Raw genomic sequence first — 15,177 nt, 5'->3', positions numbered from 1 at the left:
AAGTGCGGAAGTCTGTCGTCGCGTTCGTCGACCGAGGGGGTCAGTCGTGCGCGTGGAGGGGCTTGCCGGCCAGGGCCAGGTGGGCCTCGCCGAGCGCCTCGTTCTGCGTCGGGTGGGCGTGGATCAGCTGCGCGACCTCGGCGGGCAGCGCCTCCCAGTTGTAGATCAGCTGGGCTTCGCCGACCTGCTCGCCCATGCGGTCGCCGACCATGTGGACGCCGACGACGGCACCGTCCTTGACCTGGACGAGCTTGATCTCGCCCGAGGTGTTCAGGATCTTGCTCCTGCCGTTGCCCGCGAGGTTGTACTTCAGAGCGACGACCTTGTCCGCGCCGTAGATCTCCTTGGCCTTGGCCTCGGTGATGCCGACGGAGGCGACCTCCGGGTGGCAGTACGTCACCCGCGGGACGCCGTCGTAGTCGATCGGAACGGTCTTCAGACCGGCCAGACGCTCCGCCACCAGGATGCCCTCGGCGAAGCCGACGTGCGCGAGCTGGAGGGTCGGGACCAGGTCACCGACGGCGGAGATGGTCGGCACGTTCGTGCGCATGTACTCGTCGACCAGGACGTAGCCGCGGTCCATGGCGACGCCCTGCTCCTCGTAGCCGAGGCCCTGGGAGACCGGGCCGCGGCCGATGGCGACGAGCAGGATCTCGGCCTCGAACTCCTTGCCGTCGGCGAGGGTGACCTTGACGCCGTCCTGGGTGTACTCGGCCTTCTCGAAGAAGGTGCCCAGGTTGAACTTGATGCCGCGCTTGCGGAAGGCGCGCTCCAGCAGCTTCGAGCTGTTCTCGTCCTCGACCGGGACGAGGTGCTTCAGGCCCTCGACGATCGTGACGTCGGTACCGAAGGACTTCCACGCGGAGGCGAACTCGACGCCGATGACACCGCCGCCCAGGATGATCGCGGACTTCGGCACGCGGTCCAGGACGAGGGCGTGGTCGGAGGAGATGATCCGGTCGCCGTCGATGTTCAGGCCCGGCAGCGACTTCGGCACGGAGCCGGTCGCCAGCAGCACGTGGCGGCCCTCGACGCGCCGTCCGTTCACGTCGACGGACGTGGGGGAGGACAGGCGGCCCTCACCCTCGATGTAGGTCACCTTGCGGGAGGCGACGAGGCCCTGGAGACCCTTGTACAGGCCGGCGACGACGCCGTCCTTGTACTTGTGGACCCCGGCGATGTCGATGCCCTCGAGGGTGGCCTTCACACCGAACTGCTCGCTCTCGCGGGCCTGGTCGGCGATCTCGCCCGCGTGCAGCAGGGCCTTGGTGGGGATGCAACCCCGGTGCAGGCAGGTGCCGCCGACCTTGTCCTTCTCGATCAGGGCGACGTCCAGGCCCAGCTGCGCCCCGCGCAGGGCCGCGGCGTAACCACCGCTGCCACCGCCGAGGATCACTAGGTCGAAAACGGTGCTGGCGTCGTTCGCCACGTCACGTCCTCCATGCATGTGCGCCGTGAGCCGGTCTTCGGTGACCGGCAGGCGGCTGGTGTCCGGCCGCTCGTTCTTCGGCCCTTCGGTGGGGCCCTGTCCTGCCGAGCCCCATCTTCGCACTTGTCAGCACACAAGGAGACGCCGGGCTGCGGTGTGAGACGCCCCACGTTCACATGAGCCCCGTCCGGAGGCGCCCCGAAAGGGGCGCGGGGAACTGCGCGACCAGCCCCCACGCCCCCGCACGCGCCGCACAACCGGCGAGACCGGGCTACTGGGCGACGGTCAGCCCAGATCCCCGGCGGCCGTCAGCTCAGCCAGCCTCACCAGAGTCCGCACAGCGGACCCCGTGCCACCCTTCGGCGTGTACCCGAACGGCCCGCCCTCGTTGAACGCCGGACCCGCGATGTCGAGGTGCGCCCAGGAGATGCCCTCGCCCACGAACTCGCGCAGGAACAGACCGGCGACCAGCCCGCCGCCCATCCGCTCGCCCATGTTCGCGATGTCGGCCGTGGCCGAGTCCATCCCCTTGCGCAGGTGCTCCGGCAGGGGCATCGGCCACGCCGGCTCCCCGACCTCCTCGGCGGCCTCGCACAGCGCCGCGCGGAACGCGTCGTCGTTGCCCATGACCCCGAACGTCCGGCTGCCGAGCGCCAGCACCATCGCCCCGGTCAGCGTCGCCACGTCCACGATCGCGTCGGGCTTCTCCTGGGACGCCGCCCACAGCGCGTCCGCCAGCACCAGCCGGCCCTCCGCGTCGGTGTTGAGCACCTCCACCGTCTTGCCGCTGTACATCCGCAGCACGTCACCCGGACGGGTCGCGGACCCGGAGGGCATGTTCTCGGCCAGGGCGAGCCAGCCGGTGACGTTGACCTCCAGGCCGAGCCGCGCGGCGGCGACGACCGCGGCGAACACCGAGGCCGCGCCGGCCATGTCGCACTTCATCGTCTCGTTGTGACCGGCCGGCTTCAGCGAGATGCCGCCCGAGTCGTACGTGATGCCCTTGCCGACGAAGGCGAGGTGCTTCTTCGCCTTCGAGGAGGTGTACGACAGCTTCACCAGGCGCGGGCCCGCCGCCGAGCCGGCCCCGACGCCGAGGATGCCGCCGTAGCCGCCCTTGACCAGGGCCTTCTCGTCGAGCACCTGCACCTTGATGCCGTGCTCCTTGGCCGCGGCCTGGGCGATCGCGGCGAACGACTCGGGGTTCAGGTCGTTCGGCGGGGTGTTGATCAGGTCACGGGCGCGGTTGAGCTCCTCGGACACGGCGACGGCGCGCTCGACCGCCGCCTTGTAGGCCTTGTCGCGGGGCTTGCCGCCCAGCAGGGCCGCCTCGGCGAGGGGGGCCTTGCCGTTCTTCGCCTTGGGGTCCTTGCCGTTCTCCTTGTACGCGTCGAAGGAGTACGCGCCGAGCAGCGCGCCCTCCCCGATCGCGCCGGCGTCGGCGGCGTCGGCCAGCGGCAGGGCGAAGGCGGCCTTCTTGGACCCGGCCAGGGCGCGGGCGGCGACACCGGCGGCCTTGCGCAGGGCCTCCGTGTCGTAGTCGGCGTCCTTCTCCGGGACCGCGCCCAGGCCCACCGCCAGGACGAGCGGTGCCTTGAAGCCGGCCGGAGCGGGCAGCTTCGTCAGCTCGCCCTCGGCACCGGAGGCGCCGAGGGTCTCCAGAACGCCGGCGAGCTTGCCGTCGTACGCCTTGTCCACGGCCTCGGCGCCCGGTGCGACGACCGGCCCCTTGGCACCCTTGGCGACACCGATCACGATCGCGTCGGCCCGCAGACCGGGCGCCGCGGCGGTGCTGAGAGTGAGAGCAGTCACGGTGGTGAAATCTCGCTTCCGATGTGAAGTTGCTGTGGTCGAACGGTGTGGGTCGACCGGGCCCGACAGCCGACCCTGAGGGTCGGTCGGCGATCCCCCGCCTGCCCGGCGGAGTCTGGCACGCACATCTGCGGCGTTGTCGTCAGTCGCCGATGCTCCGCATCGACTCCCTCCTCCGCCTTGCAGCTGCACGCACCAGACCCCGCCGGGCCCGCCCTTCGGGCGGACGGCGGGAGATCGCCGACCGACCCTATTCCGACCTCAGGGTTCGGGTATCACGGGGCCTTCCCCGGTGCGGCGAACACTCGACGACGAGACTACGCGCGTGGCCCCGTTCGCTCATTCCTGCGGGCGTTCACCTGTCGGTGGCGTAGTGGCCATTTCTTGATCCTGTATGTCGGTGAACTGAGTCACACTCATCGGGATCCGGTGAGCGCCCTGCTCGCCGCTTTGCATGATTTCCACGGATCCTCCTCTGTTCGACCGCAAGGGGATTCCGGGATCTTCTGGGGGAGGAACCATGGCGCAGCGTGCGCGCAGATGGAGAGACACGGCCGCCGCGGTGACGGCGGCGGGCATGATCACGGCCGGGGCGGTGGCCCCCGGGGCGGCGGCCGCCGAAGACCCGCGCATCGATCTGAAGGTGCTGGTGGTGGACAACGGCGACAGCCCCGTCCGGGCGGTCACCGCCCAGCTGAAGAGCACGGGCATCCCGTACACCACCGTCGACCTGAACGACACCGGCCGCCCCAAGATCACCGAGTCGTTCCTGAGCGACACCGTGAACGGCCGGCCCCGCGCCAAGTACCAGGGCGTCGTCCTGCCGAACGAGGCCCCGTTCGGCGCCGGCTCCGCCGAGCAGACCGCCCTGGAGAGCTACGAGAAGACGTTCGGCATCCCGCAGGTCGACGCCTACACCTGGGCCCACCCGGAGGTCGGCCTCGACTACACGAGCGAGGGCGGCTGGGCGGGCACCCTCGACGGGCGCGAGGCGTCCGTCACCGCGGCCGGGAGGGCCGGCTGGTTCGGCTACCTCGACGGCGCGTTCCGGTTCGAGGACAACGCCCCGGGCGTCCAGGAGAGTTACGGCTACGTGGCCCGGCCGCGCACCGGCTTCACCAGCTACGTCGACATCCCCGTGCCCGGCGGCACCGGCCGGGGCAGCCTCGTCGGCGAGTACGCCCACGACGGCCGCCGCGAACTCGTGGTGACCTTCGCCTACAACGGCAACCAGCAGCAGTTCCGGCTGCTGGCCCGGGGCATAGTCGAGTGGCTGACCCAGGGCGTGCATCTGGGTCAGACCCGCAACTCCTTCGCGGTCCACATCGACGACGTCTTCGCCCCGGACAGCCGCTGGGACACCGCACGCAACTGCACCCCGGGCGACTTCGACTGCGCGGGCGGCGACGGCGAGGGCACCACGCCGATCCGTATGACCGCCGACGACGCCGCCTACGCCGCCCAGTGGCAGCGCGAGCACGGCTTCACCATGGACATGGTCTACAACGCCGGCTCCGGCGAGGAGTGGAAGACCGAGCACGGCGGCACCGACCCGCTCACCGACCGGCTGCTCGCCGACAAGGCGCAGTACCGCTGGGTCAACCACACCTACACGCACCCCTTCCTCGGCTGCGTCCAGGACACCTCCACCGTGCCGTGGAGCTGCGCGAAGAACGCCGACGGCTCGACGAAGTACATGAGCCGCGCCGAGATCGCCGCGCAGATCCGCGACAACCACACCTGGGCGGTGAACAAGGGCCTCCCCGTCGACCGCACCGAACTGGTCACCGGCGAGCACTCGGGCCTGAAGACCCTGCCCCAGCAGCCCGCCGACAACCCCAACCTGGCCGGCGCCCTCGCCGACACCGGCGTGAGGTGGATCGCCTCGGACAACTCCCGCGAGCCCGAGCAGCGCGCGATCGGCAACGCGCTGACCGTGCCGCGCCACCCGATGAACGTGTACTACAACGTGGGCACGGCGGCCGAGATGGCCGACGAGTACAACTGGGTCTACACCTCGCGGGCCGACGGCGGCAGCGGCGTCTGCGAGGACAACCCCACCTCCACCTGCCTCGACGAGCCGCTCGACCCCGACACGGGCTACGCCGAGCACATCGTCCCGCAGGAGGCCCGCACCGCCCTCGGGCACGTCCTCGCCGGCGACCCCCGGCCGCACTACGCGCACCAGTCCAACCTGGCCGAGGACCGGCTGCTCTACCCGGTCATGGAGAAGGTGCTCACCGACTACCGGGCGCTGTTCGCCGACGACACCCCGCTGGAGAACCCCCGGCACAGCGCCATCGGCACCGAGGTGCAGCGCCGCGCCGCCTGGCGGACCGCCCTGGCCGACGGCCGTGTCACGGCGTACCGCATCGGCACCACGGTCACGGTCACGGCGCCGTCCGGCACGCAGATCCCGGTGACGGCACCGGAGGGCACCAAGAAGGAAAGCCTCCTGGGCACCAGCGAGTTCGGCACCCCGTACGCGGGAGCCCGCTCGGCGTGGACGACCCCGGCGGCACTCCAGTCGGCTCTCACTCTCAAGTTGCCGTAAGGGCACGCCCCTTCTTGGGGGCGCGGGGAACTGCGCGACCAGCCACAACGAGCCCGCACTCGGAATCCGGCAGCAGTTCCCCGCACACCATCCGCACCACAGGGGGAATCACCGCATGAGGCGAACAGGCCGTCATGTCACCATGCTCACCGAAGGCACCTACCCGCACGTCCACGGCGGCGTCAGCACCTGGTGCGACCAACTCGTCAAGGGCATGCCCGAGGTCGACTTCCACCTCGTCTCGCTCACCGGCAGCGGCCGGGAGCCCGTCACCTGGGACCTGCCGCCCAACGTCTGCCGGCACACCTCGGTCCCGACCTGGGGCCCGCGCCCCGGCCGCGGCAGGCCCCCGTACGGCAGGGCCCGCCGCCGTTTCACGGAGACCTACGAGCGTTTCCTGCTCTCCTTCCTCGAACCCGACTCGCACGCCGACTTCGGCGAGTCCCTGAACGAGCTGGCCGAACTCGCCCGCGACGGACGCCTGTCGGCCGCCCTGCGCACCGAGTCGGCACTGCGCTCGCTGATGTGGATCTGGACCATGCCGCACCTGCCGACGGCCGCCGCCCGCCCGACCGTGCACGACGCGCTGACCGCGACGGACCTGCTGGAGCACGCCCTGCGCCCGCTCGGCGTCCGCATACCCGAGGACTCCGTCGCGCACGCCGTCAGCAGCGGCCTCGCGACCCTGCCCGCGCTCGCCGCGCGTCACCTGGACGGCGTGCCGTTCCTCCTCACCGAGCACGGCATCTACCTGCGCGAGCGCTACCTCGGCTACCGCCGCGACGCCCAGCGCTGGCCCGTGAAGGCCTTCATGCTCGGCTTCTACCGGGAGCTGAACTCCTACGGCTACCGCGCCGCCGACCTGATCACCCCGTGCAACCAGTACAACCGCCGCTGGGAGGAGCGCGGCGGCGCCGACGCCGACAAGATCCGCACGGTCTACAACGGCGTCGACCCGGCCGCCTTCCCGCACGCCGGCCCCGAGCCCGAGGTCCCGACCCTGTCCTGGTGCGGCCGCATCGACCCCATCAAGGACCTGGAGACCCTGATCCGCGCCTACGCCCTGGTGCGCGCCGAGATCCCGGCGACCCGGCTCAGGCTCTTCGGCCCCGTCCCGCCCGGCGGCGAGGCCTACCGCACGCGGCTGGAGAAGCTCGCCGCCGAACTGGGCGTCACCGACGGCCTGACCTTCGAGGGCCGCATCAGCGAGGTCTGGCGGGCCTACGCGGCCGGGCACCTCGTCATGCTGTCGTCGATCTCGGAGGGCTTCCCGTTCTCCATCATCGAGGCCATGTCGTGCGGCCGTACGACGGTGTCCACGGACGTCGGGGGAGTGCGCGAGGCCGTAGGCGACACCGGTCTGGTGGTGCCGCCGCGCGAGCCGGAGAAGATGGCCGCCGCCGCGCTGACCCTGCTCAAGGACGACGAACGGCGCCTCGAACTGGGCGCGTTGTCGCGCCAGCGCGTCATCGACCGCTTCACGCTGCGCCGCTCGGTGGACGCCTTCCGCACCATCTACAAGGAACTCGCGGGCGAGGACGAGGTGTACGAACCGACGCTGGAGACCGTCGCCGACTGGACGCTGGAACTGCGCGACCCCTGGTACGCGGCCGTCGCGACGGACGGGGCCGGCTGGTGAGCGGAAGCGTCTGGCTGCCCCCGGGCTCCCGCCCGGACACCCTCCCGGGCATTCCCCGGCAGCGCACGCCCAGTTGGGCCCAGCCCGACCCGGTCGACGAACTCGTCGGCCGTCTGGAGGACTTCATAGCCGCGGCCGTCCACCCGGACGAGATAGCCGCCCTGCTGGAGTCCGACGGCCTCTCCGACGACCAGATACGCGAGCGGTACGGCGTCAAGAACTCCTTCGCGCTCGCCGAGACCCTCTACGAACGCGTCGAACGCCGCTACCCCGAACCCGACGGCCCGGCCCCCGACCCCTGGCGGATCGGCCTGCTCGGCTGCCTGCTGCGCGGCGTCGTCTTCGCCCTCCCCGGCCTCGCCTACGTCCTAGGGGCGCCCCTGTTCACCGGCCCGGGCGACCTCGGACTCCCCGCGGGCACGGTCCCGCTGCTGGCCGGCGCCCTGTGCGGCTGGACGTGGAACCAGGGCCTCGCCCACCGGGCGTACGCCTGGCTGGGGCTGGGCGACCGGACGGCCGCCCGGCGCGCCCTGCTGCTCGGGGCCCCGGCGGGCGCGCTGCTCGGCTCCCTGGTCTCCCTGGCCTTCGCCGGAAGCGCCGCCCCGGCCGTGGTCGCCTTCGCCGCCGGACAGTCCTGCTACCTGGCGGCGGCGACCGTCCTGCTGGTGATGGGCCGCGAACGGCACCTGCTCGTCGCCCTCGCGCCGATGGCCATGGGCGCGGTCCTGTCCCTCGTCGACCCGCTGCCCCGGGCCGCGAGCCTGGCGCTGCTGCTGGGCTCCCTGGCGGCCGTGGCGGTGCTGGGACTGCGCGAGGTGGCGCCCGCCCTGAAGGGGGAGGGCGGCTGGACCGCGGGCCTCGCCGCCCTGCTCCCGTTCGGCGGGCCGGTCACCGGCCCCGCGCGGCCCCGGCCCGCCGGCCCCCGGCTCACAGGGTCCCTGCCCTACGCCCTGTTCGGGCTCGGCACCGGCGTCCTGGTGCTGTACGCGGCGCTCGGCGACGTCCTCGCCGGCGACGAGCGGGGCGCGGTGGCCGCGCCCGCCGCCGTGGCGCTCACCCTCAGCATGGGGCCCGCCGAGTGGCTGCTGTACCGCTTCCGCAGCGACAGCCTCGCCGGACTGCGCGCCAGCGGCACCGCCCGGGACTTCTGGCGGACCACCGTCCTGACCGTCGTCCAGTGCCTGGCCGCCTACCTCGCCGCCCTGCTCGTCCTGAGCCTGGCCGCCGCCGCCCTGTGGCCGCAGGCCCCGCTCCCCGGCGGCGTCCGGCTGGCCGGGCTGCTCCTGCTGGGCGTGGTCCTGTGGACGGGCCTGCTGCTCCAGTCGTTCGGCGCGGTGACCGGCGCGACGGCGGTGTGCTGCGTCGCCGCCCTCGCCCAGACCCTGCTCCTCGTCACCCGCACCGGTGATCCGCACCTGACCGGCGTGGTCGTCCACGGCACGGCGGCCGCCGTCCAGGCCGCGCTTGTGTGCGCCCTGCTGGGGAGGGCAACCGCCCACCGATGAGCACTCTCCTGGTCCCGTACTACGAGCACCCGTCCGCCCGCCCCGCCGAATGGGACGCGATCGTCGCGGCGGCGCCCCGCCTCTACGGGGTGGTCCTCAACCCGGCCAGCGGCCCCGGCGACCGGCCCGACGCGGCCTTCGCCGAGGTCGCCGCCCGGCTGCGGGCGGCGGGCGTCCGGGTCCTCGGGTACGCCGACACCGACTACGGCCGCCGCGCCGCCGGCGACGTCGTCCGCGACCTCACCCGGCACCGCGACTGGTACGGCACCGACGGCGCCTTCCTCGACCAGGTCCCCGCCGGGCCCGAGCAGTTCGAGCACTACCAGAAGCTGGCGGTCGCGGCCTGGGGCGTCGGCTGCGGCACCCTCGTCCTCAACCACGGCACGGCACCGCACCCCTGCTACGCCCGCATCGCCGACGTCCTCGTCACCTTCGAGGGCACCTGGGCGTCCTACCGCGCCCAGCACCCCCAGCCCTGGCCCGGCGGCCCGGACGTACGGCTGTGCCACCTGGTGTACGACGTGCCGCCCGACGCCGACCCGGAGGCCCTGGCCCGGGCGCGGGGCGCGGCGGTGCACTGCGCGGTGCCCGGAACCGGAGATCATCCTTGGGGCACGCTGCCGTACACCCTGGAGAACACTTCGTGAGACGTCCGCTGTTGCCCGCCGCCCTGCTGCTCCTGCTGCTCGCGGGCTGCACCCAGGCCCCCGACGACAAGCCCGGCCCCCGCTGGCAGCCCCGCCCCGGCACCGCCTGGCAGTGGCAGCTCAGCGGGCGCCTGGACACCTCCGTCGACGTGCCGGTCTACGACATCGACGGTTTCGACCACCCCGAGGAGACGGTCGCCCGGCTGCACGACGACGGACGGAAGGTCATCTGCTACCTGTCCACCGGCGCCTGGGAGGAGTTCCGCCCGGACGCGGAGCAGTTCCCGAAGACCGTCCTCGGCCGGGGCAACGGCTGGCGGGGCGAGCGCTGGCTCGACATCCGCCGCACCGACGTCCTGGAGCCGCTCATGGCGGCCCGCCTCGACATGTGCCGCGACAAGGGCTTCGACGCGGTGGAGCCCGACAACATGGACGGCTACCGCAACGACACGGGCTTCCCGCTGACCGCCACCGACCAGCTCCGCTACAACCGCCTCATCGCCCGCCTGGCCCACGACCGGGGCCTGGCCGTCGGGCTGAAGAACGACCTGGACCAGATCCCGGAACTGGTCGGCGACTTCGACTTCGCGGTCAACGAGCAGTGCGCCCAGTACGGCGAGTGCAAGGCCCTGAAGCCGTTCGTCGACGCGGGCAAGGCCGTCTTCCACGTCGAGTACGAGGTGCCCACCGGCCGCTTCTGCGCCGAGTCCCGCCGGCTGCGCCTGAGTTCGCTGCTCAAGAAGTACGAACTGGGGGCCTGGCGACAGCAGTGCTGAGCCCGGTCCCCGTGACCGTCGTCCCCGCCGGTGTCCGGGTCAGGAAGCGTGTCAGCCCAGTGACAGAACGACCAGCGCCGTCGTCGCGGCCGTCTCCGCGAGACCCCCGAACACATCCCCGGTGACCCCGCCGAAGCGGCGCGCGCAGTGCCGCAGCAGCGCCTCGGCGGCGGCCAGGGAGAGCAGCGCCGCGAGCGCGGCACGGACCACGCCGTACGGCCCGAGCAGGGCGCCGGCCGCCGCCGCCACCGCCGTCACGGCGCCCGCGGCGACGAGCGCCGCCCGCACCGGCACCGCACCGGCGACGGCCGCTCCCAGCCCGTCCGGCCGCGCCGCCGGCACCCCGCTCCGGGCCGCCAGGGTCAGGGCCAGCCGGGCCAGGGCCGCGGAGACGACGGCGGCGAGGGCGCCCCGGGCCCAGGAGGCCTCGTAGGCCTGGGCGAGCGCGGCGACCTGCGCGAGCAGGACCAGGACGAGGCTGATGACCCCGAAGGGGCCGATGTCCGACTGCTTCATGATCCGCAGCGCGTCCTCGGCGGGCTTGCCGCTGCCCAGCCCGTCGGCGGTGTCCGCGAGCCCGTCGAGATGCAGCCCCCGGGTGAGCGCGGCCGGCACGGCGACGCCGGCCACGGCGGCGAGCAGCGGGCCCGCGCCCAGGAACAGCAGCACCAGCCCGGCAGCGGCGGCGGCGGCGCCGACCGCCAGCCCGGCCAGCGGAGCGCACAGCATGCCGCCGCGCGCCGCCTCCCGGTCCCACCGGGTCACCCGGACCGGGATCACCGTGAGCGTGCCGAAGGCGAAGCGGACACCGTCGAGGGGCGAGGAACTGGGCACCGGCGCAGGCTACCGGCCGGTCAGGAGAGCGCACACGGCACCCGAGGATAAAGTTCACATATGGAATGGCTGGAGCGGAACATCATCGAACCCGGCAAACTGCCGCTGCTCCTCGCTCTCGTCTCCTTCGTGCTGACGTTCCTGATCACCCGGACGATCACCCGCCTCATCCGGGCGGGCAAGGGCCCCTTCCGCAACATCAGCGGCAGCGGCGGCGTCCACGTCCACCACGTCGTCCCCGGGGTCGTCCTGACGATCGTCGGCGGCTTCGGCGCGGTGGCGGGCGGACAGCACGGCTTCGGCTCGGCGCTGGCCGCGGTGGTCTTCGGCATCGGCGCGGGCCTCGTCCTCGACGAGTTCGCCCTCGTCCTGCACCTCGCCGACGTCTACTGGACCCCGGCCGGGCGCAAGAGCGTCGAGATGGTCGTCCTCACCGCCGCCCTCGTCGGCCTGCTCCTGATCGGCTTCTCGCCCCTCGGCGTCAACGACCTCTCCGAGGACCAGCAGGAGAACCGCGCCGCCGTCATCGTCAACGTCGTCGTGAACTTCGCGTTCGCCCTCATCGCCCTGTTCAAGGGCAAGGTCCGCCTCGCGGTCGTCGGCGTGATCGTGCCCCTCGTCGCCCTGGTCGCCGCCGTACGGCTGGCCCGCCCGGGCTCCCCGTGGGCCAAGCGCTTCTACCGGCGCCGCCCCCGCGCCCGGGCCAGGTCCGGGCTGCGCGCCTACCACCACGACCGCCGCTGGGCGGGCCCCAGACGCGCCTTTCAGGACTGGCTCGGCGGCGCGCCCGACCCCGAACCGGCCCGCACCCTCGAACGCCGCTGACGCCACTCGGCGCCCGCGCACAGCAGCAGCACGGCCGCGATCGCCGCGAGGTGCTCCTTGCCGGCGAGGTTCTCCTTCAGCGCGACCTCGACCACCATCGCCACGATCACCGCACCCGCCGTGACATGCGCCCGGTAGCGCCGGCCCAGGAAGACGGCCAGGCCGACCACCGCAGCGGACGGCCCGGTGTCCACGACCCACGCGTCCGAGGCGGGCAGGCCGAGTGGGGAGTCGGGCCCCAGCCAGATGCCCAGCCGCGCGTACAGCGTGCCCGCGAGCGTGGCGAGATAGGCGATCGCCAGGGCCCGCCACCAGCCCAGGCACAGCTCCGCGATGCCGAACACCAGCAGGATCTGCGCCAGCGCGCCCCACGCCGGCAGATCCAGCGCGGGCACGAACAGCGACAGCGGGGTCCGCAGCAGCGCGAGCCACAGCGGATCCTCGGCGCGCACGGCACCGACGTCCTGCACGAACCCGTAGCCCCACGCCTGCCGGTGCACGACGTGCAGCACGGCCGTGAGGCACACGGCCGCGACCGCCAGCGGCACGGCCCGCCACCGCCGCTTTCGCAACGGCCCGCGCACCGCGGCGTACAGCGGGCCCCATTCGGCGCGGGCCCAGCGGGCGAGCGTGGTCATCCAGGTCGTCCTCGTCCGTGCGTCGACAGGTCCGGGGTGCCGGCGACTCGGTCGAGCCGGCACCACGTTCCAAGACCGACCGGAACGGGGACGAAGTTGAGCCGGGCCGGAGTGACCTGGCTCTCCCGTGGGCTCCTGCCCGCGTCACTGCTCGGCGGGAGCCTCCGGAACCTCCGGGGCCACCGACCCCGCCGGGGCCTCCGACTCCTTCGGCTTCTCGGGCAGCTCCGCCGCCAGCGCGGCCGCCGCCTGCACCAGGGGCAGCGCCAGCAGGCCCCCGGCACCCTCACCGACGGTCACCCCGTGGGTGAGCAGCGGCTCCAGGGCCATCCGGTCCAGCGCCTTGGCCTGCCCGGGCTCCCCGCTGTCGTGCGCGGCCAGCCACCAGTCCGGCGCCCGGAACGCGATCCGCTGCGCGACCAGCGCGCACGCGGCCGTCACCACCCCGTCGAGCACCACCGGCGTCTTCCGCACCGCGCTCTGCAACAGGAAGCCCGTCATCGCCGTCAGGTCGGCCCCGCCCACCGTCGCCAGCAGCTGCAACTGGTCCCCGAGCACCGGCCGGGCCCGGCGCAGCGCGTCGCGGATCGCCGCGCACTTGCGCATCCACGCCAGGTCGTCGATGGCCAGCCCGCCCCGCCCGGTGACGACCGAGGCGTCGACCCCGCACAGCGCCGCGACCAGCACGCCCGCCGCCGTCGTCCCGCCGACGCTCACATCGCCGAGCACGACCAGGTCCGTCCCCGAGTCGGCCTCCTCGTCGGCCAGCGCGACCCCGGCCCGGAACGCCGCCTCGGCCTCCTCCGGCGTCAGCGCGTCCTCGACGTCGATCCGGCCGCTGCCGCGCCGCACCCGGTGCCGTACGACGTCCTCGGGCAGGGCCTCGGGGTCGCAGTCCAGAGCCATGTCGACGATCCGCACCGGCACGCCCAGCCGCCGGGCGAGCACCGACACCGGCCGGCCGCCCTCCAGCACCTCGCGCACCAACTCCCCGGCGCTGCCCGCGGGCCGGGCCGAGACGCCGAGCCCGGCGACGCCGTGGTCACCGGCGAAGAGCACCACCCGCGGCCGTTCGACCGGCCGCACCGGCACGGCGGACTGCGCCGCCGCCAGCCACTCACCCAGGTCGTCGAGGCGGCCCAGCGCCCCGGGCGGCACGATCTGTCGCTCCCGGCGCGCCTCGGCGTCACGGCGGATCCCGCCGTCCGGACGCTCGATCAGATCGGAGAAGTCGTCGAGATTAAGCGAGCTCATTCGCCGAACAGTACCGGCACCGGTCGAACACCACGGCGGCACATCGCGACTCCGCCGGGACGGCGTCGTTGCACCCAAGATCGGCATCCCATACGTTCCGTTTTGCAGCGGATTGTCGTACGCGGTACCGGATCGCCGTGCGTCCCCGCTGTACGCCCTCGCGCCCGGGAGCCGCCCATGTCCGCCCATCCCACCCCTTCCGCACTCCCCGCCCCCCAAGCCACCGCACGCGTCCACGAACCGCGCCGCGAGGACTGCCCCTGGTGCGGCTCGGCCCGCCTGAAGAACCGGCTGCGCACCGGTGACCTGCGGCGGTACAAGCCGGGCAGCTTCACCGTCGACGAGTGCCGGGACTGCGGCCACACCTTCCAGAACCCCCGCCTCACCGTGGAGGGGCTCGCCCTCTACCACCGGACCGTGCGCGGAGCGCCCAGGGACCAGGTGGCCGACGCCCTGCTCGCGCTGCGCGGGAGCCGGCACCGGCACCGCTCGGCCGCCCGCGCGATGCGGCGCTTCGGGGAGCCGGAGAGCTGGCTGGACGTGGGCACGGGCCACGCGCGCTTCCCGGCGACGGCCCGGGAGTTCTTCCCCTACACCGCGTTCGACGGCCTGGACCCGACCCCCCGCGTGGTCCGGGCCCGCTCGGCCGACCGCGTCGAGGAGGCCCACGTGGGCCGCCTGACCGACCCGCGCATCGCCAACGCGCTGCGCGCCCGCTACGACGTGGTCAGCATGCTGCACCACCTGGAGGGCACGGCGGACCCCCGGGCGGAACTCCGGGCGGCCCTCTCCGTCCTGCGCCCCGGCGGCCATCTCCTGGTGGAGACCCTGGACCCCCGCAGCGCCTTCGCCGCCCTGCTGGGCCGCCGGTGGCTCGCCTACGACCAGCCCCGCCACCTCCACCTGCTCCCACCGCGGAACCTCAGAGCCGAACTGGAGGCGGCTGGCTGCACGATCCTCACCCTGGACCACCGCCCCGCCCACGTCCCCCACGACCTCGCCGGTGCCACGGCCCTGGCCCTCTCCCACGCCCTCCCCGCCCCGGACACCCCGTGGCGAGCCATCCCCCCGCCCCAGGCCCACCAGCACGCCCGCGCCGCGCTGCTGCGGGCGGGCATCCCCCTGGTGGCCCTGGCGGCGGTGACGGACCACCTCATCGCCCCGGCGGCCCGCCGCACCCGCTTCGCGAACGCGTACCGGGTCATCGCCCGCAAGCCGTCCTAGCCGCGGGGAGCCCAGAGCTTGGGGAAGGCGCCTCGCCGGG

13 protein-coding genes are annotated in these 15,177 nt (G+C 73.4%); 7 read left to right on the top strand and 6 right to left on the bottom strand.

What is annotated here, in order from left to right:
- Positions 1-40 precede the first annotated feature (40 nt).
- From lpdA to C1703_RS40120, 3 genes are all read right to left on the bottom strand, one after another.
- The gene (gene lpdA, locus C1703_RS10375; protein ID WP_114251660.1) at positions 41-1,429 is read right to left on the bottom strand and encodes a dihydrolipoyl dehydrogenase; all 1,389 of its coding nucleotides are present in this window, start codon (positions 1,427-1,429) and stop codon (positions 41-43) included.
- Positions 1,430-1,714: 285 nt separating this feature from the next.
- Entirely contained in the window at positions 1,715-3,241 is a 1,527-nt protein-coding gene (locus C1703_RS10370) for a leucyl aminopeptidase (protein WP_114251658.1), read from the bottom strand.
- A 339-nt stretch (positions 3,242-3,580) separates the two neighbouring features.
- Positions 3,581-3,706, bottom strand: a complete 126-nt coding sequence (locus C1703_RS40120; RefSeq protein WP_269803200.1) for a hypothetical protein — start codon at positions 3,704-3,706, stop codon at positions 3,581-3,583.
- 55 nt (positions 3,707-3,761) lie between these two features.
- On the opposite strand from C1703_RS40120, the gene C1703_RS10360 reads away from it, so the two are divergent.
- The 5 genes from C1703_RS10360 (at position 3,762) to C1703_RS10340 (ending at position 10,362) form a co-directional block, all read left to right on the top strand.
- Positions 3,762-5,795 (top strand): hypothetical protein, encoded by a 2,034-nt coding sequence (locus tag C1703_RS10360; protein ID WP_114251656.1) that lies wholly within the window; start codon positions 3,762-3,764, stop codon positions 5,793-5,795.
- 115 nt (positions 5,796-5,910) lie between these two features.
- On the top strand, positions 5,911-7,434 hold the full coding sequence (gene pelF / locus C1703_RS10355; RefSeq protein WP_114251653.1) for a GT4 family glycosyltransferase PelF: 1,524 nt from the start codon (positions 5,911-5,913) through the stop codon (positions 7,432-7,434).
- Positions 7,431-8,939 (top strand): hypothetical protein, encoded by a 1,509-nt coding sequence (locus C1703_RS10350; RefSeq protein WP_114251652.1) that lies wholly within the window; start codon positions 7,431-7,433, stop codon positions 8,937-8,939. The genes pelF and C1703_RS10350 overlap by 4 nt, the downstream gene beginning before the upstream one ends.
- Positions 8,936-9,586, top strand: coding sequence for a spherulation-specific family 4 protein (locus C1703_RS10345; RefSeq protein WP_114251650.1), 651 nt, complete (start codon positions 8,936-8,938; stop codon positions 9,584-9,586). Before C1703_RS10350 ends, C1703_RS10345 begins: the two co-directional genes overlap by 4 nt.
- A complete protein-coding gene (locus C1703_RS10340; protein WP_114251648.1) occupies positions 9,583-10,362 on the top strand; it encodes an endo alpha-1,4 polygalactosaminidase in 780 nt (259 codons plus the stop codon). The genes C1703_RS10345 and C1703_RS10340 overlap by 4 nt, the downstream gene beginning before the upstream one ends.
- 51 nt (positions 10,363-10,413) lie before the next feature.
- On the opposite strand, the gene C1703_RS10335 is transcribed toward C1703_RS10340, so the two are convergent.
- On the bottom strand, positions 10,414-11,196 hold the full coding sequence (locus tag C1703_RS10335) for an adenosylcobinamide-GDP ribazoletransferase (RefSeq protein WP_114251646.1): 783 nt from the start codon (positions 11,194-11,196) through the stop codon (positions 10,414-10,416).
- 60 nt (positions 11,197-11,256) lie between these two features.
- On the opposite strand from C1703_RS10335, the gene C1703_RS10330 reads away from it, so the two are divergent.
- A complete protein-coding gene (locus C1703_RS10330; protein ID WP_114251644.1) occupies positions 11,257-12,021 on the top strand; it encodes a hypothetical protein in 765 nt (254 codons plus the stop codon).
- Here C1703_RS10330 and C1703_RS38910 read toward each other — a convergent pair.
- The gene (locus C1703_RS38910) at positions 11,961-12,659 is read right to left on the bottom strand and encodes a hypothetical protein (protein WP_157993091.1); all 699 of its coding nucleotides are present in this window, start codon (positions 12,657-12,659) and stop codon (positions 11,961-11,963) included. The two genes, C1703_RS10330 and C1703_RS38910, sit on opposite strands and share 61 nt — an antisense overlap.
- A 144-nt stretch (positions 12,660-12,803) precedes the next feature.
- Positions 12,804-13,913 (bottom strand): nicotinate-nucleotide--dimethylbenzimidazole phosphoribosyltransferase, encoded by a 1,110-nt coding sequence (cobT, locus tag C1703_RS10320; protein ID WP_114251642.1) that lies wholly within the window; start codon positions 13,911-13,913, stop codon positions 12,804-12,806.
- Positions 13,914-14,090: 177 nt separating this feature from the next.
- Here cobT and C1703_RS10315 point away from each other — a divergent pair, with 177 nt between their 5' ends.
- Positions 14,091-15,137, top strand: coding sequence for a class I SAM-dependent methyltransferase (locus tag C1703_RS10315; protein WP_114251640.1), 1,047 nt, complete (start codon positions 14,091-14,093; stop codon positions 15,135-15,137).
- The last annotated feature ends 40 nt before the right edge of the window (positions 15,138-15,177 follow it).

This window comes from Streptomyces sp. Go-475 (genome assembly GCF_003330845.1).
Classification (GTDB): Bacteria; Actinomycetota; Actinomycetes; order Streptomycetales; family Streptomycetaceae; genus Streptomyces.
The sequence above is the reverse complement of the archived record's forward strand: the minus strand, read 5'-3'. Positions and strand labels throughout refer to the sequence as shown.

Excerpts from the sequence above, each read along its gene's own strand:
- cobT (WP_114251642.1), bottom strand. The coding sequence starts at position 13,913 with ATGAGCTCGCTTAATCTCGACGACTTCTCCGATCTGATCGAGCGTCCG.
- C1703_RS10360 (WP_114251656.1), top strand. The coding sequence starts at position 3,762 with ATGGCGCAGCGTGCGCGCAGATGGAGAGACACGGCCGCCGCGGTGACG.
- C1703_RS10315 (WP_114251640.1), top strand. The coding sequence starts at position 14,091 with ATGTCCGCCCATCCCACCCCTTCCGCACTCCCCGCCCCCCAAGCCACC.
- C1703_RS38910 (WP_157993091.1), bottom strand. The coding sequence starts at position 12,659 with ATGACCACGCTCGCCCGCTGGGCCCGCGCCGAATGGGGCCCGCTGTAC.
- C1703_RS10345 (WP_114251650.1), top strand. The coding sequence starts at position 8,936 with ATGAGCACTCTCCTGGTCCCGTACTACGAGCACCCGTCCGCCCGCCCC.
- pelF (WP_114251653.1), top strand. The coding sequence starts at position 5,911 with ATGAGGCGAACAGGCCGTCATGTCACCATGCTCACCGAAGGCACCTAC.
- C1703_RS10330 (WP_114251644.1), top strand. The coding sequence starts at position 11,257 with ATGGAATGGCTGGAGCGGAACATCATCGAACCCGGCAAACTGCCGCTG.